General features: G+C 68.3%; 16 protein-coding genes and 1 tRNA gene. 12 read left to right on the top strand and 5 right to left on the bottom strand.

Features of this window, described 5'->3' with window-relative positions; translation table 11 throughout:
- Window positions 1–119 precede the first annotated feature (119 nt).
- Window positions 120–1,670 carry an L-piperidine-6-carboxylate dehydrogenase gene (gene amaB, locus QOZ99_RS08440; RefSeq protein ID WP_306889519.1) on the top strand — a complete coding sequence of 517 codons (1,551 nt, stop codon included), beginning with the start codon at window positions 120–122 and terminating at the stop codon, window positions 1,668–1,670.
- Here the strand turns inward: amaB and QOZ99_RS08445 are convergent.
- On the bottom strand, window positions 1,640–2,356 hold the full coding sequence (locus tag QOZ99_RS08445; RefSeq protein WP_306889520.1) for a nitroreductase family protein: 717 nt from the start codon (window positions 2,354–2,356) through the stop codon (window positions 1,640–1,642). The genes amaB and QOZ99_RS08445 overlap by 31 nt on opposite strands.
- A 110-nt stretch (window positions 2,357–2,466) precedes the next feature.
- Here QOZ99_RS08445 and QOZ99_RS08450 point away from each other — a divergent pair, with 110 nt between their 5' ends.
- From QOZ99_RS08450 to QOZ99_RS08465, 4 genes are all read left to right on the top strand, one after another.
- Window positions 2,467–2,997 (top strand): GNAT family acetyltransferase, encoded by a 531-nt coding sequence (locus QOZ99_RS08450; protein ID WP_306889521.1) that lies wholly within the window; start codon window positions 2,467–2,469, stop codon window positions 2,995–2,997.
- 21 nt (window positions 2,998–3,018) lie between these two features.
- Window positions 3,019–3,096, top strand: a tRNA-Pro gene (locus QOZ99_RS08455).
- A gap of 131 nt (window positions 3,097–3,227) precedes the next feature.
- The gene (locus QOZ99_RS08460; protein ID WP_306889684.1) at window positions 3,228–3,479 is read left to right on the top strand and encodes a GlsB/YeaQ/YmgE family stress response membrane protein; all 252 of its coding nucleotides are present in this window, start codon (window positions 3,228–3,230) and stop codon (window positions 3,477–3,479) included.
- 284 nt (window positions 3,480–3,763) lie between these two features.
- Complete coding sequence (locus QOZ99_RS08465) at window positions 3,764–5,233, top strand: tyrosine-protein kinase family protein (RefSeq protein ID WP_306889522.1); 1,470 nt, start codon at window positions 3,764–3,766, stop codon at window positions 5,231–5,233.
- A gap of 20 nt (window positions 5,234–5,253) precedes the next feature.
- On the opposite strand, the gene QOZ99_RS08470 is transcribed toward QOZ99_RS08465, so the two are convergent.
- On the bottom strand, window positions 5,254–5,496 hold the full coding sequence (locus tag QOZ99_RS08470) for a DUF2842 domain-containing protein (RefSeq protein ID WP_306889523.1): 243 nt from the start codon (window positions 5,494–5,496) through the stop codon (window positions 5,254–5,256).
- A 222-nt stretch (window positions 5,497–5,718) separates the two neighbouring features.
- Between QOZ99_RS08470 and QOZ99_RS08475 the strand changes: the two genes are divergently transcribed.
- The gene (locus tag QOZ99_RS08475; RefSeq protein WP_306889524.1) at window positions 5,719–6,807 is read left to right on the top strand and encodes a COX15/CtaA family protein; all 1,089 of its coding nucleotides are present in this window, start codon (window positions 5,719–5,721) and stop codon (window positions 6,805–6,807) included.
- A gap of 798 nt (window positions 6,808–7,605) precedes the next feature.
- On the opposite strand, the gene uvrA is transcribed toward QOZ99_RS08475, so the two are convergent.
- The gene (gene uvrA / locus QOZ99_RS08480) at window positions 7,606–10,509 is read right to left on the bottom strand and encodes an excinuclease ABC subunit UvrA (RefSeq protein WP_306889525.1); all 2,904 of its coding nucleotides are present in this window, start codon (window positions 10,507–10,509) and stop codon (window positions 7,606–7,608) included.
- A gap of 82 nt (window positions 10,510–10,591) precedes the next feature.
- Window positions 10,592–10,750: a hypothetical protein gene (locus QOZ99_RS08485; RefSeq protein WP_306889526.1), complete on the bottom strand. Its 159-nt coding sequence runs from the start codon at window positions 10,748–10,750 to the stop codon at window positions 10,592–10,594.
- A gap of 286 nt (window positions 10,751–11,036) precedes the next feature.
- Here QOZ99_RS08485 and ssb point away from each other — a divergent pair, with 286 nt between their 5' ends.
- A complete protein-coding gene (gene ssb, locus QOZ99_RS08490; RefSeq protein ID WP_306889527.1) occupies window positions 11,037–11,618 on the top strand; it encodes a single-stranded DNA-binding protein in 582 nt (193 codons plus the stop codon).
- A gap of 335 nt (window positions 11,619–11,953) precedes the next feature.
- Here the strand turns inward: ssb and QOZ99_RS08495 are convergent, their stop codons facing one another.
- The gene (locus QOZ99_RS08495; protein WP_306889528.1) at window positions 11,954–12,580 is read right to left on the bottom strand and encodes a MarC family protein; all 627 of its coding nucleotides are present in this window, start codon (window positions 12,578–12,580) and stop codon (window positions 11,954–11,956) included.
- 292 nt (window positions 12,581–12,872) lie between these two features.
- On the opposite strand from QOZ99_RS08495, the gene gyrA reads away from it, so the two are divergent.
- From gyrA to QOZ99_RS08520, 5 genes are all read left to right on the top strand, one after another.
- Window positions 12,873–15,644: a DNA gyrase subunit A gene (gene gyrA, locus QOZ99_RS08500; RefSeq protein WP_306889529.1), complete on the top strand. Its 2,772-nt coding sequence runs from the start codon at window positions 12,873–12,875 to the stop codon at window positions 15,642–15,644.
- Between the two features lie 111 nt (window positions 15,645–15,755).
- Complete coding sequence (locus QOZ99_RS08505; RefSeq protein ID WP_306889530.1) at window positions 15,756–16,337, top strand: LOG family protein; 582 nt, start codon at window positions 15,756–15,758, stop codon at window positions 16,335–16,337.
- Between the two features lie 170 nt (window positions 16,338–16,507).
- Window positions 16,508–17,017, top strand: a complete 510-nt coding sequence (coaD, locus tag QOZ99_RS08510; RefSeq protein ID WP_306889531.1) for a pantetheine-phosphate adenylyltransferase — start codon at window positions 16,508–16,510, stop codon at window positions 17,015–17,017.
- Window positions 17,018–17,058: 41 nt separating this feature from the next.
- Entirely contained in the window at window positions 17,059–17,613 is a 555-nt protein-coding gene (locus tag QOZ99_RS08515; RefSeq protein ID WP_306889532.1) for a peptidylprolyl isomerase, read from the top strand.
- A gap of 153 nt (window positions 17,614–17,766) precedes the next feature.
- Window positions 17,767–18,228: a peptidylprolyl isomerase gene (locus QOZ99_RS08520; RefSeq protein ID WP_306889533.1), complete on the top strand. Its 462-nt coding sequence runs from the start codon at window positions 17,767–17,769 to the stop codon at window positions 18,226–18,228.
- Window positions 18,229–18,262 lie beyond the last annotated feature (34 nt).

An 18,262-nucleotide genomic window follows, 5' to 3' on the forward strand; every position in this document is an offset into this window, starting at 1 on the left:
CGCGAGAGGAAGCGCGCGCGCCGATCGGACGAAAGCCCCGATGGATTTTCGCCGCCGCGCGGTGCTATGGAGCCGCGCTGGAAGATCTGCCGACGAGGTCGGCCAAGGAGTGAAGTTCGATGGCGACGAAGAGCGAAGCGGGGATTGTCCACAAGCCGGTCGCGCAGGAGGTGGCCGACCTCCTGCAGTCCCTCGGCGTTCCCCCGGCGTCCTGGCACGGCGGCACGCGCGCGGCGCGCTCGCCCATCACCGGCGAGATCACGGCGCATGTCGTGGAAGCCGAGGCGAGCGCCGTGTCCGGCGCGGTGGCCCGCTCGGTGGCCGCCTTCGAGGCCTGGCGCACCGTGCCCGCGCCGCGCCGCGGCGAGCTGGTGCGCCTGCTCGGCGAGGAACTGCGCGCCCACAAGGGCGCGCTCGGCCGGCTGGTGACGCTGGAGGCGGGCAAGATCGTCTCCGAGGGCCTCGGCGAGGTCCAGGAGATGATCGACATCTGCGATTTCGCCGTCGGCCTGTCGCGCCAGCTCTATGGTCTCACCATCGCCTCCGAACGGCCGGGCCATCGCATGATGGAAACCTGGCATCCGGTCGGGCCGGTCGGCATCATCACCGCGTTCAACTTCCCCGTGGCGGTGTGGTCGTGGAATGCCGCGCTCGCGCTGGTGTGCGGCAACAGCGTGCTGTGGAAGCCCTCCGAGAAGACCCCGCTCACCGCGCTCGCCGTGCAGGCGCTGTTCGAGCGCGCCGTGGCCGCGTTCGGCGGGGCGCCGGAAGGGCTCTCGCAACTGCTGATCGGCGGTGCCGAGGTGGGCGCCGCGCTCACCGACGATGTCCGCGTGCCGGTCATCTCCGCCACCGGCTCCACCCGCATGGGCCGCATCGTCGGCGAGCGCGTGGCGCGTCGCTTCGGCCGCTCGATACTCGAACTCGGCGGCAACAACGCCGCCATCGTCTGCCCCTCGGCCGACCTCGACCTCACGCTGCGCGGCATCGCCTTCGCGGCGATGGGCACGGCCGGGCAGCGCTGCACCAGCCTGCGCCGGCTCATCGTGAACGAGAGCGTCTACGACACGCTGGTGCCGCGCCTCGCCAAGGCCTACGCCTCGGTCAGCATCGGCGATCCGCGCGACGCCGGCACGCTGATCGGCCCGCTGATCGACGCCGAGGCCTATGAGGGCATGCAGAAGGCGCTGGAGACGGCCCGCGCGGCCGGCGGCCGCATCCATGGCGGCGAGCGGGTGAGGGCGGACGCGGCGGCGGACGCCTATTATGTGCGCCCGGCCATCGTGGAACTCGACGCGCAGATCGACGTGGTCAAGCATGAGACCTTCGCGCCGATTCTCTACGTGCTGCGGGTCGGCGGCCTGCCGGAGGCGATCAAGCTGCACAATGACGTGCCGCAGGGCCTTTCCTCGTCGATCTTCACCAGCGACCTGCGCGAGGCCGAGACCTTCGTCTCGGCGGAGGGCTCGGATTGCGGCATCGCCAACGTGAATATCGGCCCGTCCGGCGCCGAGATCGGCGGCGCGTTCGGCGGCGAGAAGGAAACCGGCGGCGGGCGCGAGTCCGGCTCGGATGCGTGGAAGGCCTATATGCGGCGCGCCACCAACACCATCAACTACTCGCGCCAGCTGCCGCTGGCTCAGGGCGTCTCCTTCGACGTCGAAGGCTGATCGTTCACGCCTGACGCGGGGACGACGGTGGCGGGCGTCCAGAAGCTCGCCACCTGCTCCAGCGCCGGGCGCGGCCGGTCCTCGCCGAGGCGGACCGGCCGGCCGACATGGATGAAGCCAGCAATGCGCTCGCCCGGCGTGATGCCGACCAGCGCCGCGGCCTCCGGGTCGCGGCCCGGCCATTTCAGCAGCCATTGCGTGGCAAAGCCCAGCGCGGTCGCCGCCACGGTCAGCGCCATGCCGGCCGCGCCGGCAGACAGGACCTGATTCCATTCCGGCACCTTGGCGCCCGCATCCGGCCGGCTCACCAGCACCACGGTGAGCGGCGCGCGCGACAGGTACAGCGTCCACATGTCGGCCTTGGCCGCCGGCAGTTCCGGATTCTGCCGGGCATAGAGCGCGTCCAGCTGCGCGCCGAGCGCCTGCCGCGCATCCCCCTCGATGAGGATGAAACGCCATGGCGCCAGCCGGCCGTGATCGGGCACGCGGGCGGCGAGAGCGACGAGGCGCACCAATTCTTCCCGCGTCGGCCCCGGCTCGGCGAGCCCGCGCAGCGGCGCCGAGCGGCGCTGCTCCAGCCGGGCGAGCATCTCCTGCGCCGGGGGGAGCATAAGCGGTTCGGCAACCGATTCCGCACCGGCCTCCGGGCCTTGTGCCGCGTGGTGAGTGTGAGCATGCGAGGGCATCGGCGTCTCCTTGGCGTGCCGCCATTATATCGGCGTGCGCCAGAGGTGCGCACCCTTGCCGGCGGCGTGGCGGGGCCTAGTTACCGGCGCACCGCCACAGAGTACCCGCCATGAGCCTTTTCATCCGCGCCGTCTTCGCCATCGCCGCCTGCGCCCTCATGGCGGTGGCGGCGGTGCTCATGACCTATGCGCCCTATAGCGTCATCACCCATGCCCTGGCCGAGGGCACGCCGCTGCACACGCCGCTGCTGGAGGTGGTCGGCTATCTCATCGTCGCCATCGCGCTGTTCGATGTCGCCAAATATTTCTTCGAGGAGGAGGTGCCCGCCGGGCGCGAGAAGCGCACGCCCTCCGACACCCGGCGCGGCCTGACCAAGTTTCTCTCCACCATCGTCATCGCCCTGTTCCTTGAGGCGCTGGTTCTGGTGTTCGAGACGGCGCGCGAGGATCCCACGCATATGGTCTATCCCGTGCTGCTGGTCGCTGCCGCCTGCGCCACGCTGCTGGCGCTCGGCCTGTTCCAGCGCCTGAGCGCCGCGACCGAGAAAGAGGTCGGTCCCGAGCCGGAAGAGGAGGTCGCGGAGGGTTCCCCACAGGCTTCCACCAAGCGCCCGCTTGCGTCACGCGGCGCAAATGGCTAGACAGGCGACGCCTTCGGGCATCGGAGCGTAGCGCAGTCCGGTTAGCGCACTAGTCTGGGGGACTAGGGGTCGGAGGTTCAAATCCTCTCGCTCCGACCATTTTTTCCAAACCGAGCATGGCCTTGGCGGAAAGCGGCAAAGAGCGCCGCCCGCCCTGGGCCGGTGGTATCGGCAGGAACCAAATCCCGATAATCTCGTTAAGATGGCGGCTCGATAGCTGGGAGTTAGCCATGGAAGACGCGCAGATTGGTTGGATCGCCGCCATTATCATCGGTGGCCTCGCCGGGTGGATCGCCTCCTCGATCATGAAAACCGGCACCGGCATTTTACTCAACATCGTTCTCGGCATCATCGGTGCCTCCGTCGCGAGCTTCCTGTTCGGCTTTCTCGGCGTGGGATTCGGCGGCTGGTTCGGCTATCTCATCGCCGGCGTGATCGGCGCCTGCATCCTCATCTGGCTGGTACGGGCCATACGCGGCTAGAGCGCGTCGGTGTGATCGCAGGCCGATCCGGTCGGGTCGCGCCTTCTCCATCAATCGTCTAACGCCGGATCCGATCAGGTAGGTTCAACCGGATCGCGTCCGGCTTTCGGCTTTGCGGTGAACCGCCCGCCTCGGTGAAGCGCGAAAGGCGCGTTCTCCCGCGCCCCGGCCCGGCCAGCGGTAGCCGCCTTCCCGCAATCACGCTCCTTCGGCCTGCCTGTGGGGATGGGGACGCGGGGCGCCTCTTAACACGGTGGAAACCACAATGACCGCCTAATGGCCTCATGATGCATGAGGGCAACAAGGCGGAAGAGGCGGCGGCCGAGGGCACGCCGGCGCAGGTGCTCGCCGCCGCGCCGCCGGCCGCCCGCGCGCCGCTTCCTTCCGGGAATGGCGATACAGTGGCGCTTGCGCCCTCGCGCCCCGCGCATGCCGGCTGGCGCCGCCATCTCGTGCTGCCGGCGCTCATCGGCCTGCTGGCGGGTGGCGCGTGTCTCTTGCTGATGACGCCGCGTTATCTCGCGCAGACCCTGCTCTCGGCGGATATCCGCCCGGCCGACGGACTCGGCAGCCGCTCGCAGATCATCTCCTCACGCGAATTCGCCCGGCAGATCCTGAGCGACAACGCGCTGACCGTGCGCCTCGCCAATTTGGCCGGCATGGTGGATGGCGCGGCGGGCTCCTCCGATGCCGCGGCCCTGCGCGCGGTGGAGCAGGGCCTCACCGTCACCGATCGCCGCGACGGGACGACGGCGGTGTCCTTCGTGGCCAGCGACGCCGCGCTCGCCACCGATGTGGCCAATGCGTTCGCGGATGGCTATGTGCGGCTGCGTCAGGCCAAGGCCGCCTTCAACATGGAGCCGGGCGGCCCGATATCGACCGGTCCCCGGCTGGCGGCGCGGGCCGAACTCGCCTCGGCCCTGCCGCCCACGCGCGGCGCGGCCACGCTTCTGGCGGCCCTCGCGGGGTTCGGCGTGACGCTGGCCGGCGAGGCCCTGCTGCGCCGCCGCCGCGCGGTCATTGCCCGGCCCGCCCCGCAGCTGAGCGCGCCCGAGCTTCCCGCGTCGGGCCTCGTGCAGCACCTGCCGTGGATCGGTGGCGAAACGCTCGATTTCGATGATGGCGAGGAGCCGGTGCCGCGCCGTCGCCTTTCGCGCGATGGCGAACTGGCGGATCTCGCCCGCCTGGTCGAACTGCGCGGGGAGGCCGCGCGTCTCGTGGTGGTGACGGGCGCCGCGCCCGATGACGGCATCGCCCGCTGCGCGCTGGCGCTCGGCCGCGCCCTCGCCTCGACCGAGCGGCGGGTGGTGATCGTGTGCCTGGATGTCGCCGCGTCGCCGCTCGACGAACTGACGGATGATCCGCGCGCGCCAGGGCTCACCGATCTGCTGTTCGGCGTCGCCAGCTTCTCGGACGCCATCCATCGCGAGCCGACCTCGCGTTGTCATGTGATTCCGCCCGGTCGGGGCGCCCGTGAAGCCGATGGCCTGGTGGCAGCCGACCGGCTGGTGCTCATCCTGCGCGCGCTGGAACAGACCTATGACCATGTGGTGGTCGCCGCCCCGCCGCTGGGGCCGTGCGAGGGTGCGCAGCGCATCGCCGCGCTGAAGCCGACCGTCATCCTCGTGACCCGGCCGGGCGGGGCGGCCACCGACGCGGTACAGGCCTTTGACGAGCTTGCCGAACAGGGCTTCGGCGAGATCGCCATGGTGACATTCGCCGTGCCGGTGTCGCACCTGCAGCGGGCAGCGTGAGCCGCCTACAGGCTTTCCGTCTACAGGCTCTCCGGCCGCCGGTCATATTTCAGCATCCAGCCGATCAGCCATCCGGCCGGCAGCACCCATCCGGTCCCGAGAATGACATAGGCGACGAACTGCCAGAAGCCGGGCAGGGTGGTGACGCGTCCCTGGGCCAGCGCCATGGCGCCGAGTGCCCATGTCACGACGAGAACCACCAACGCCACCGTGCCGATGAACTTGCGCAGGCGGGGCGGCAGGCGGGAACCGTGATCGGCCATGTGCGGGTCTCCGGCGGACGGATGGGGTCGAACGGGACGCGGCGGGACGGGACAAAGAGTCCCGTTGCGCGCGCGATGCGGCCTCTATATCGCTGGCCGCGCCGGGGGGAAAGCGGCCCGGCGGATAACGCGTCAGCGCGGCGCGCGGGAAGCGAATGACCGGCGCAAACGCGGCAGGCGATCGCCGCCGCGCCGGCGCGCGCCGTCGCAAGGAGTGCAGGCATGGCCTCGGATCACACCACACTCGATCAACGCTCCACGCAGCAGATCGCCCCGGCCGGTGCCGGCGCGCGGGCTGACCGGCTGCGCCCGGTGCGGGGCTGGCTCTACCTCGTGGCGGCGATGATCGTGCTCATGGTGGTGGTCGGCGGCGCGACGCGGCTGACCGAATCGGGCCTCTCCATCACCGAGTGGAAGCCGGTGACGGGCATCCTGCCGCCGCTCGGCACGGCCGCATGGCAGGCCGAGTTCGAGAAATACCAGCAGATTCCGCAATATCGCGAACTCAACCAGGGGATGAGCCTTTCGGCGTTCCAGTATATTTTCTGGTGGGAATGGGGGCACCGGCTGCTCGGTCGGTTGATCGGCTTCGTCTTCCTGCTGCCGTTCCTGTTCTTCCTGTGGCGCGGGCGGATCGACCGGGCGCTCGGCTGGAAACTGGCCGGGCTGTTCGCCCTCGGTGGGCTGCAGGGCGCGGTCGGCTGGTGGATGGTGGCGTCCGGCCTGGTCAACCGGGTCGATGTCAGCCAGTACCGGCTGGCCACGCATCTCACGCTCGCCTGCATCATCCTGTCCGCCACGGTGGCGGTCGCCGTCTCGCTGAAGCCGCCGCGCGACACCCGCGCCGCGCCGGACTGGCTGCGCAGCTATGGCCGGCTGTTCTTCGCCGTGGTGCTGCTGCAGATCTTTCTCGGCGGGCTGGTCGCCGGGCTCGATGCCGGCCTGACCTACACGACCTGGCCGCTGATGGACGGGCATATCGTTCCCCCGATCGGCAATCTGTTCATCCAGCAGCCGGCCTGGCGGAATCTGTTCGAAAACGTTCTCACCGTGCAGTTCAATCACCGCATGGTGGCCTATCTGCTGTTCGCGCTGGCCATCGGGCAGTGGCTCAGCGCGCGGCGTGTCGGCGGCGCGGTGGGCCGGCGGGCGTTGTTGCTCCTCGCCCTGGTGGCGGCGCAGGGGTGCCTGGGCATCCTGACGCTGCTCCGTCAGGTGCCGCTCGACCTCGCTCTCGCCCACCAGTTCGGCGCGACGCTTGTGCTGATCGTCGCGACGGTGAACATCGTGCGGCTCGGCGAGGCGCGCTGAGGGCCGGACCGAAGCGAAGGCGGCGGGATGGAGCGTTCGCCTCCGGCGGGCGCGAGACCGTGGGGTTGAACGGGTCCGCTCCCCCGAGCCGGGCGGCGCTTGATCCGGCATCCCGGAATCCGCGAGATCGGCGCCGTCTTCGGGACTTGGCATCCAGGGTGTCGGCCGTTCCGCGCAGCGCGGCTACCCCATGCCCACCCCATGCCCACCCCCTCGGCTGCCTCTCGGCTGCCGCGAGTTGCAAGCCTGTCTGACAAAAGCCTTCAGGCAACCGTCACCCCGGCCGCGGGTGGAGACGGAGAGCCGGGATCCTCCGCCAGAACCCCGCGTCACGATCCTGGATATGGCCTGCGCTGACATGGTCGGCGCTGGGATGGCCTGCGCTGCTTCCGGGATGACGCGCGTGGAGGAGCCTCGAAACGAGGCTCGCAGGATGTTTGTCTCGACGCATTGTTGCACGCCAACCGACAGCCATCTCGCTCGAAACGCTCTCATTCAGCCGCGTGCGAGGCTATCAGCGCCCGCCGCTCCCATTGCCCCGCCATCGGCTCGCCGCTCAACGGAACTGCCGGGAAACGGCGGATCGGCAAGCCACGTCAGGTTGCCGCGCCGGCGACCACCCCCCGATTCCCGAAAAAATGCGACTTCAGCCGCCGCGCTCGGACCGTTCGACCGTCCGATGTCCCATCTCGGCGGCAATCGCGTCAGCCTCCGTACCGCTAGCCACGAACGTGCCCGCCTCGGCGCGGGGGAACGCCGAAACGCTGCCCCACCCGGCGTCGCCCGCTCCTCGCCCGGCTATTCCGCCGCGGTGCGCGGCTTCATCGGCCGGCGTGCCAGCACATCGGCGAGGAATCGCCCGGTATGGCTGCGCTCGGTCGTGGCGATGACTTCCGGCGGGCCGGCCGCGACGATCTCGCCGCCGCCATCGCCGCCCTCGGGACCGAGGTCGATCACCCAGTCGGCGGTCTTGATGACCTCGAGATTATGCTCGATCACAACCACCGTGTTGCCCTGCTCGACCAGTTCGTGCAGCACTTCCAGCAACTTGGCGACATCGGCGAAATGCAGGCCGGTGGTCGGCTCGTCGAGAATATAGAGCGTGCGCCCGGTGGCCCGGCGCGACAGTTCCTTGGAAAGCTTCACGCGCTGCGCCTCGCCGCCCGAGAGCGTGTTCGCCTGCTGGCCGACCTTGATATAGTCGAGCCCGACGCGCGCCAGCGTTTCCAGCTTCTCGCGCACCGCCGGCACCGCCTTGAAGAACTCCGCCCCTTCCTCGACCGTCATGTCGAGCACATCGGCGATGGACTTGTTCTTGAAGGCGACTTCCAGCGTCTCGCGATTATAGCGCTTGCCCTTGCAGACGTCGCAGGTGACGTAGACATCCGGCAGGAAGTGCATCTCGATCTTGATGACGCCGTCGCCCTGGCACGCCTCGCAGCGCCCGCCCTTCACGTTGAACGAGAAGCGGCCCGGCCCGTAGCCGCGCGCCTTGGCTTCGGGCAGGCCGGCGAACCACTCGCGGATCGGCGTGAAGGCGCCGGTATAGGTCGCCGGATTCGAGCGCGGCGTGCGGCCGATCGGCGACTGGTCGATGTCGATCACCTTGTCGAGATGTTCCAGCCCCTCCAGCCCGTCAAGTGGCGCGGGCGGCTCGGACGCGCCGTTCAGCCGCCGCGCCACCGCCTTGTAGAGCGTGTCGACCAGCAGCGTCGACTTGCCGCCGCCCGACACGCCGGTGACGGCGGTGAACAGGCCGAGCGGAATCGAGGCCGTGACATTCTTCAGATTGTTGCCGCGCGCATTCACCACGCGCAGCATCCGCTTGGGGTTCGGCTTGCGGCGCTTGGGCACCGGCACGGTGAGTTCGCCCGTCAGGTATTTGCCGGTGAGCGAATTCGGGTTGGCGAGGATCTCCTGCGGCGTTCCCTGGGCGACGATGCGCCCGCCATGCACGCCCGCGCCGGGCCCGACATCCACGACATAGTCGGCGGCGAGAATCGCGTCCTCGTCATGCTCGACCACGAGCACCGTGTTGCCGAGGTCGCGCAGGCGCTTGAGCGTGCCGAGCAGGCGCTCATTGTCGCGCTGGTGCAGGCCGATCGAGGGTTCGTCCAGCACATAGAGCACACCGGTGAGCCCCGATCCGATCTGCGAGGCAAGGCGGATGCGCTGGCTCTCGCCGCCGGACAGCGTGCCGGAGGCGCGGGCGAGGGTGAGGTAATCCAGCCCGACATCGAGCAGGAAGGCGAGGCGCTCGCGAATTTCCTTGAGGATGCGGACGGCGATCTCGTTCTGCTTGTCGGTCAGCCGGGCCGGCAGATCGGTGAACCACGCCAGCGCGTGGCGCACGGAAAGCTGCGCCGACTGGCCGATGTGATGGCCGGCGATCTTCACCGCCAGCGCCTCGGGCTTCAGCCGGAAGCCATGGCAGGCGGCGCAGGGCACGGCGGAGAAATACTTGCCGATCTCCTCGCGCGCCCAGTCGCTCTCGGTCTCCCGCCAGCGCCGTTCGAGATTGGTGATGATGCCCTCGAAGGTCTTCGAGGTCTCGTAGGCGCGCATGCCATCATCATAGACGAAGCGGATCGCCTCCGCGCCGGAACCGTGGAGAATCACCTGCTGCGCCTTGGCCGGAAGATCCGCCCACGGCACGCTCAGCTTGAAGCCGTAATGGCGGGCCAGCGCATCGAGCGTCTGGCCGTAATAGGGCGACGAGGACTTGGCCCATGGAGCCAGAGCGCCCTGTTTCAGCGAGCGCGTCTTGTCCGGCACCACGAGGTCCGGGTCGATCTTGCTCTCATGGCCGAGCCCGTCGCAGACCGGGCAGGCGCCGAACGGGTTGTTGAAGGAGAACAGCCGCGGCTCGATCTCGGAAATCGTGAAGCCGGAGACCGGGCAGGCGAACTTCTCCGAGAACAGGATGCGGCGCGCCTCGCCGTTCTCTTCTTTCTCGTCGGCGAATTCCAGCACGGCGATGCCGTCGGCGAGGCCGAGCGCGGTCTCCAGCGAATCCGCGAGGCGCCCGGCGATATCGCCCCGCACCACCAGCCGGTCGACCACCACGTCGATGTCATGCTTGAACTTCTTGTCGAGCGCGGGCGCGTCGGCGATCTCGTGGAACTCGCCGTCGATCTTGACGCGCTGGAAGCCCTTCTTCTGGAACTCGGCGAGTTCCTTGCGATATTCGCCTTTGCGCCCGCGCACCACCGGCGCCAGCAGGAACAGCCGGGTCTTCTCGGGCAGGGCGAGCGTGCGATCGACCATCTGGCTGACGGTCTGGCTCTCGATCGGCAGGCCGGTGGCGGGGGAATAGGGCACGCCCACCCGCGCCCAGAGAAGGCGCATGTAGTCGTAGATCTCGGTGACGGTGCCGACCGTCGATCGCGGATTCTTCGAGGTGGTCTTCTGCTCGATGGAAATGGCCGGCGACAGGCCGTCGATCTGGTCGACGTCCGGCTTCTGCATCATTTCGAGGAACTGGCGCGCATAGGCCGAGAGGCTCTCGACATAGCGCCGCTGACCCTCGGCATAGATCGTGTCGAAGGCAAGCGACGACTTGCCGGAACCCGACAGGCCCGTGAACACGACAAGGCTGTCGCGCGGGATCTCGAGGTCGACATTCTTCAGATTATGCTCGCGCGCGCCACGAATGGTAATCGATCGCGCATCGCGACGCGGAGAAATCGCGCGTTCCTTCATTCCGAGCTCTTCTTGCCGGGTCAACTAAAACGGGCGGCTGGACGCAAACCTATCGCGGGGCGGCCGCCCGTCCCGACGAAGCTCAGAAACCGTGCCACACCACGGCAAGACCTGCAGCCACGGCAAGTCCGGCGGATACGGCCATGAACGCCCGGCGGATCATCGCCTGACGCAGGTCCTCCATACGGATCGCCAAAACACGGGGCTGGGCACGGCGACGGTTGCGCGGATCGTTCATCATGGCACGACGCTCTGGTTGCTTCACGAGGAGAACATAGTGCGCATCCCGCGCCGCGCAATCCGGTGACTCCGTATGTTGCATCGAGTTAATCATAATGCTAGGAACATAACAAGAACAGTTTGCTGCTGATGTCGCGGGGCGGGCGCGGCAATGTGTGGACAAGGCGCGGGCAGGGCGCGGGCAGGGCGCGCGGCGGTGGCGAGCTGGGCTATAGAATACGCGTTTTGGTAATGGCTGGTTTTGGCAGGGCGCGCACCGCGGTGGGCGCCGGACTTCGGAGGAGATGATGGCGGGCAGCGTCAACAAGGTGATCCTGATCGGCAATCTCGGCCGCGATCCGGAAGTGCGCACGTTCCAGAATGGCGGGCGGGTGTGCAACCTGCGCATCGCCACCTCTGAGACCTGGCGCGACAAGGCCACCAGCGAGCGCAAGGAGCGCACCGAGTGGCACAGCGTGGTGATCTTCAACGAGAACCTGCTGCGGGTCGCCGAGCAATATCTGCGCAAGGGCAGCAAGGTCTATATCGAAGGCCAGCTGGAAACCCGCAAGGCGACCGACCAGTCGGGCGGCGAGCGCTATTTCACCGAAGTGGTGCTGCGGCCCTTCCGCGGTGAACTGACCATTCTCGACAGCCGCGGCAGTGGCGGCGGCGAGGGCGGGGAAGATTTCAGTTCCGGGAGCAGCGATTTCGGTTCCGGCGGCGGCTATTCCGGCGGCGGTGGTGCGGGCGGTGGCGGCTCGGGCGGGCGCTCCTTCGGCGGCGAGCGTCGGCCGGCGCCGGCGAGCGGCGGCGGCGGCGGCGGAAAATTCGGCGGCGGTGGCGGCAGCAGCGGGGGCGGCGACCTCGACGACGAAATCCCGTTCTGACGCGGCTTGGTATCGGTCGAACAGCTCCCGGTACAGGCGCGCGGAGAATGCCGGCTCCGTGGCTGCCGCGCGTGGCGGCAGGCGGCAGGCGGTGGGCGGCAGGCGGTGGGCGGCGGATTGTCGCTCACCGGGTGTCGTCGATGGGGGATGCCAGCCACGCCGGACGGGGGGCTGGCCCGCCTGTCGGGTTCTCTCTGCGGCGAGGGGTGGTGAGGATCGTCGGCGGGTTCGTTCGTGCCGGCGCCGGCACCGAGTGCGGATTCGGTCACGGACTGCCGGCCGAGCCCTTCCACCCGGCCGAGTCCTTCCACCCGGCTGAGCCCTTCCGCGGCCGGTCAGCCGGGGAACGAGGCGCGGATGCCGTCGATGACGAACTGCACGGCAAGCGCTGTCAGCAGCACGCCGAGCAGGCGCGAGAGAATGGCGTTGCCGGTCACGCCCAGCCAGCGGTTCACCCGCTCGGCCGCGAGATAGACGACGAGGCAGCTGGCGATCACCAGAACGGTGATGGCAAACAGCGCCGCCAGCCTGGCGGGGTCGTGCCGGGCCTCGCCGGCGAGCAGCAGCATGGCGGTGATCGCGCCCGGCCCCGCCATCAGCGGGATGGCCAGCGGAAACACGGATAGCGTGCGCAGCACCTGCGCGCGCATCTCACCATCCGTCACGTCGAATTTACGCTCGGTGCGCCGCCCGAAAACCATCTCGAACGAGATGGCGAAGAGCAGCAGGCCGCCCGCGATGCGGAAGGCCGGCAGGGTAATGCCCAGCGCGCCGAGCAGCGGCGCCCCCACCGCGCCGAACAGCACCAGGATGGCGAGCGCGATGGCGCAGGAGCGCCAGGCCACCAGCCGCCGCTCCTGCGCCGACAGATCGACCGTCACTCCCAGGAAGAGCGGCGCAAGGCCGATCGGGTCGATCACGACGAGCATGGTGACGGCAGCCGAGAATACGTAGTCGAGCATCGCGCAATCCCCCCACCCCAGCGCATCTGCACATGCCCCGGATCGCCGCGCAAGCACCCGCTCAGCCTCGCGGTCAGGCGTATCATGACACCTCATTTGACGTCGCGCGGGCAGCGCCCGGCGGCATCTCGCGCCACGCTTCCGCCATGATCGGCCGCGACGGCAGGAAAAAACTTGTAACATATTGAGTTATCGAGTGATTTCGCGACCGCAAAATGTCGTCTATGCTGGCGCGCGGGCGCGGAATCGGCTAGACAGTTGAACCTGTTCGGCAACTACGGAAAGTGGTTCCTTGTCCGATTCCGATACCATCAAGCCGGAGGGCGGCGGCCCTTCGGATATCCGGCCCGTTTCCATCACCGAGGAGCTCTCGCGCAGCTATCTCGACTATGCGATGAGCGTCATCGTGTCGCGCGCTCTGCCCGATGTGCGCGACGGGCTGAAGCCGGTGCATCGGCGCATCCTGTTCTCGATGCGCGAGAATAATTACACGCCGGACCGGCCCTACAACAAATCCGCCCGCGTTACCGGCGACACGATGGGCAAGTACCATCCGCACGGCAATCAGGCGATCTACGACGCCTTGGTGCGGCTCGCGCAGGATTTTTCCATGCGCGTGACGCTGATCGACGGGCAGGGCAATTTCGGCTCCGTCGACGGCGATCCCCCGGCGGCCGAGCGCTACACCGAGGTGCGCCTCGCCAAGCCGGCCATGAACCTGCTCGACGACCTCGACAAGGACACGGTCGACTTCCAGGAGAATTATGACGGGCGCGAGCAGGAGCCGACCGTGCTCCCCGCCCGCTTCCCCAACCTGCTGGTCAATGGTGCCGGCGGTATCGCTGTCGGCATGGCGACGAACATTCCGCCGCACAATCTGGGCGAGGTGGTGGATGCCTGCGTCGCGCTGATCGACGATCCCGAGATCGATATCGAGCGACTGCTGGACTTCATTCAGGGACCTGATTTTCCCACCGGCGCGCTGATCCTCGGCCGCAGCGGCATCCGGCAAGCCTATCTCACCGGCCGCGGCTCCATCGTCATGCGCTCGCGCGCCACGATCGAGGAACTGCGCAAGGACCGAGACGCCATCATCGTCACCGAGATTCCCTACCAGGTGAACAAGGCGACGATGATCGAGCGCATCGCCGAACTGGTGCGCGAGAAGCGGCTGGAAGGCATCGCCGAGATGCGCGACGAGAGTTCGCGCGAGGGCATGCGGGTCGTGTTCGAGATCAAGCGCGACGCCCAGGCGGATGTCGTGCTGAACAACCTGTACCGCATGAGCGCGCTGCAGACCTCGTTCGGCGCCAACATGGTGGCGCTGAACGGCGGCCGGCCGGCGCTGATGACGCTGCTGGACCTGCTCACCGCCTTCGTCGCCTTCCGCGAGGAGGTTGTTAGCCGGCGCACGAAATTCCTGCTGCGCAAGGCGCGCGACCGGGCGCATGTGTTGGTCGGCCTCGCCATCGCGGTCGCCAATATTGACGAGATCATCCACACCATCCGCACCTCGCCCGACCCCGCGACCGCGCGCGAGGCGCTGATGACGCGGCACTGGCCGGCGATGGACGTCGCCCCGCTCATCGAGTTGATCGACGACCCGCGCCACAAGCTGGCCGAGGACGGCACCTACCGGCTCTCCGCCGAACAGGCCCGCGCCATTCTCGAACTGCGCCTGCAGCGCCTCACCGCGCTGGGGCGCGACGAGGTGGCCGACGAACTCGACAAGATCGCGGTGGAGATCCGCGAATATCTCGACATCCTCGCCAGCCGCGAGCGCATCCGTACCATCGTCAAGGACGAACTCCTTGCTGTGAAAGCGGAATTCGGCACGCCCCGGAAGACCGAGATCGTCGAGGCCGAAGGTGATTTCGAGGACGAGGACCTCATTGCCCGCGAGGACATGGTCGTTACCGTGTCGCATGCGGGCTATGTCAAGCGGGTGCCGCTCTCGACCTACCGGGCGCAGCGGCGCGGCGGCAAGGGCCGCTCGGCCATGCAGACGCGCGACGAGGATTTCGTCACCCGGCTGTTCGTCGCTTCCACCCATGCGCCGGTGCTGTTCTTCTCCTCCAAGGGCCAGGTCTACAAGCTCAAGGTGTGGCGCCTGCCAATCTCGGCGCCGCAGGCGCGCGGCAAGGCGCTGGTGAACATCCTGCCTCTCACCGAAGGCGAGCGCATAACCTCGATCATGGCCCTGCCTGACGAGGAGACGTGGAGCCGGCTACAGATCCTGTTCGCCACCACCGGCGGCACGGTGCGGCGCAACGAGCTGTCCGATTTCACCAATGTGAATCGCAACGGCAAGATCGCCATGAAGCTGGAGGAAGGCGAGGCGATTGCCGACGTCCAGCTCTGCACCGAGCAGGACGACGTGCTGCTGACCAGCGCGAAGGGCCAGTGCATCCGCTTCCCGGTGACGGAGGTGCGCGTGTTCAAGGGCCGCGATTCCATGGGCGTGCGCGGCATCCAGCTGGAGGAGGGCGACAAGCTCATCTCCATGGCCATCATCCATCATATCGAGGCCAGTTCCGAGGAACGCACCGCCTATATCAAGCTGGCCAACGCGCTGCGCCGCGCGCAGAACGGCGTTGACGGCGCGGGCGAGGAAGGCGAGGCGATCCTCGATGCCGAGGAGGCGCCGGGCGAGGGAGCTTCGGGTGAGGAGCCGGCGGCGCCCGCCGAGATCGACCAGGCGCGCTACGTGGCCATGGGCGCGGCCGAGCAGTTCATCCTCACCCTGTCCGAGAATGGCTACGGCAAGCGTACCTCGTCCTTCGAGTACCGGACCACGCGCCGCGGCGGCAAGGGCATCGTCGCCATGGCGGTGAACGATCGCAATGGCCCGCTGATCGCGTCCTTCCCGGTGGAGGAGGCGGACCAGATCATGCTGGTGACCGATGGCGGCCAGCTGATCCGCTGCCCGGTGAACGGAATCCGCATCGTCGGGCGCGGCAGCCAGGGCGTCATCGTGTTCGACACCGCCGAGGACGAGAAGGTCGTGTCGGTCGAGCACGTGACCGAGGAAGAGGGCGAGGAAGGCGAGGGGGCGGAGGGCTGATCGCCCGTCCCGCCACGCCGTCTTCCCGCCCTGAGGGGTATCACGCAGCGGCGCCCCACGGCGCCGTTGCCGTTTCAAAGCCATCCCTGGCACAATTTCGGGAAGCCTGACATGCGTCGCATCTGCGTCTTTCTCGGTTCCAACGCGGGCCGCCGCCCGGCCTATTTCGATGCCGCGACGGCGCTCGGCGGGTTGCTGGCGCGCGAGGGAATCGGCCTTGTCTATGGCGGCGCCTCGGTAGGGCTGATGGGCGCGCTGGCCAACGCGGCGGTGGAGGCCGGCGGCGAGGTCATCGGCATCATTCCCCAGCGGCTGGTCGAGAAGGAGATCGCGCACAAGGGCCTCTCGGACCTGCGCGTGGTCGGCTCCATGCATGAGCGCAAGGCACTGATGGCCGAACTGGCGGATGGTTTCGTCGCCCTGCCGGGTGGCATCGGCACGCTGGAGGAATTGTTCGAGGTGTGGACCTGGGCCCAGCTCGGCAGCCACGGCAAGCCGTGCGCGCTGCTCAATATCGACGGCTATTACGATCGGCTGCTGTCCTTCGTCGATCACGTGGTGGACGAGGGGTTCATGCGCGGGGCGCATCGCGACATGCTGCTGGTCGCGCAGACGCCCGAGCAGTTGATCGCCCGCATGCGCGACTACCGCGCGCCGAATGTGGTCAAATGGATCGCGCACGGCGAGCGCTGAGGGCTGCGCGGCCACGCGCACACGTCTTCCGCCCGCCTCTTCCGCATCCGCCTTCCGCATCCGCCTTCCGCGCGCGTCTGTTGCGCGCGTCTGTTGCCCGTGACGTGCGTCCGTGACTTGCGTCCGGCGCCGGAGGCGGCTAACGCTGGCCGCGCAATGAGAGATCGCTCATGAGCGCGACGCGCATCGCCTTCTATCCCGGCTCGTTCGACCCGCCGACCAACGGCCATCTGGAAGTCGCCCGCGCCGCCGCGCGCCTGGCCGACCGGCTGGTCATTGGCGTAGGCATCCATCCCGGCAAGACGCCGCTGTTCAGCGCGGCCGAGCGGCTGGACATGCTGCGCGAGGTGTTCGCTCCGATCGCCGCAGAGGAAGGCGCCGCTCTCGACTGCGTGACCTTCGGCAATCTGGTGGTGGACGCCGCGCAGGCGCATGGCGCGCATCTGCTGATCCGCGGCCTGCGCGACGGCACCGATCTCGACTATGAGATGCAGATGGCCGGCATGAACGCGACGCTGAAGCCGAGCGTGCAGACCGTCTTCCTTCCCGCGTCGCCCATGGCCCGCCCCATCACCGCCACTCTGGTCAGGCAGATCGCCGCCATGGGTGGGGATGTTTCCGCCTTCGTGCCGCCCGCCGTCCTTGCCCGGCTCAAGGTGCGCTTCGCGCGCGCCGACTAGCGGCGGGCGCCGCCCGCGACCCGCTCAACGGAGTTTCCCGCATGATCCGCAGCCTTTTCGCCGCTCTGGCCCTGACCTTCGCGCTCGCCCTGCCGGCGGCCGCGCAGGCGCCGAAGCTGCCGCCGAATGTCGATCCGCAGAACGCGATCATCATGGAGACCACCAAGGGTCCCGTGATCTTCGTGCTGCGCCCCGACCTCGCCCCCCAGCATGCCGAGCGTATCAAGACGCTGGCGCGCGAGGGCTTCTACAACAACGTGCCGTTCCACCGCGTGATCGAGGGCTTCATGGCCCAGACCGGTGACGGCCAGTTCGGCAACGGCACCGGGGGCTCGCGCTACCCGAACCTGCCGGCGGAATTCTCCAAGGTGCCGTTCACGCGCGGCACCGTCGGCATGGCGCGCGCCTCCAGCCCGAACAGCGCCAATTCGCAGTTCTTCATCACTTTCGGCGATGCCTCCTTCCTCAACGGCCAGTACACCGTGATCGGGCAGGTGGTCTCCGGCATGGAGAATGTGGACAAGCTCAAGCGCGGCGAGCCGGTCTCCAACCCGGACAAGATCATCTCGATGAAGGTCGCCGCCGACGCCAAGTGACGGGCGCCTGCGCCCGGCAGGCTCGCCTTCCCGCCGAGGGGGGCCAGCGTCCCGCTTCCCAGCTGACGGGCGCGCCGGCGCCCGGCTTTTTCCCTTTACCGCGCGAAGGGGGCCTCGTGCGCCCGACGTGCCCGAATTTCCAAGGAGAGACACATGTCCGATACCGCGAACTTCCTGCTGCTTGAGACGACGCAGGGCCCGGTCAAGATCCGCTTCCGTCCGGATCTCGCCCCCAACCACGTGGCCCGCATCGCCGAGCTCGCCACTGAAGGCTTCTACAACAACGTGCCGTTCCACCGCGTGATCGAGGGCTTCATGGCCCAGACCGGCGACGGCCAGTTCGGCAACGGCACCGGCGGCTCGGGCAAGAAGCTCAAGGCCGAGTTCAACAAGGGCCGGCATGTGCGCGGCACCGCCTCGATGGCGCGCGCGCAGAACCCCGATTCCGGCGACAGCCAGTTCTTCATCTGCTTCGGCGATGCCTCGTTCCTCGACGGCCAGTACACCGTGTGGGGCGAAGTGGTCGAAGGCATGGAGAATGTCGACAAGATCAAGCGCGGCGAGCCGGTGTCGAACCCGGACAAGATCGTCACGGCGAGCGTCTCGGCCGCCTGATCGCGCCCCTCCGCCGTTGCGTCATCCCGGACAC

Source organism: Ancylobacter amanitiformis (genome assembly GCF_030814815.1).
Lineage (GTDB): Bacteria > Pseudomonadota > Alphaproteobacteria > Rhizobiales > Xanthobacteraceae > Ancylobacter > Ancylobacter amanitiformis.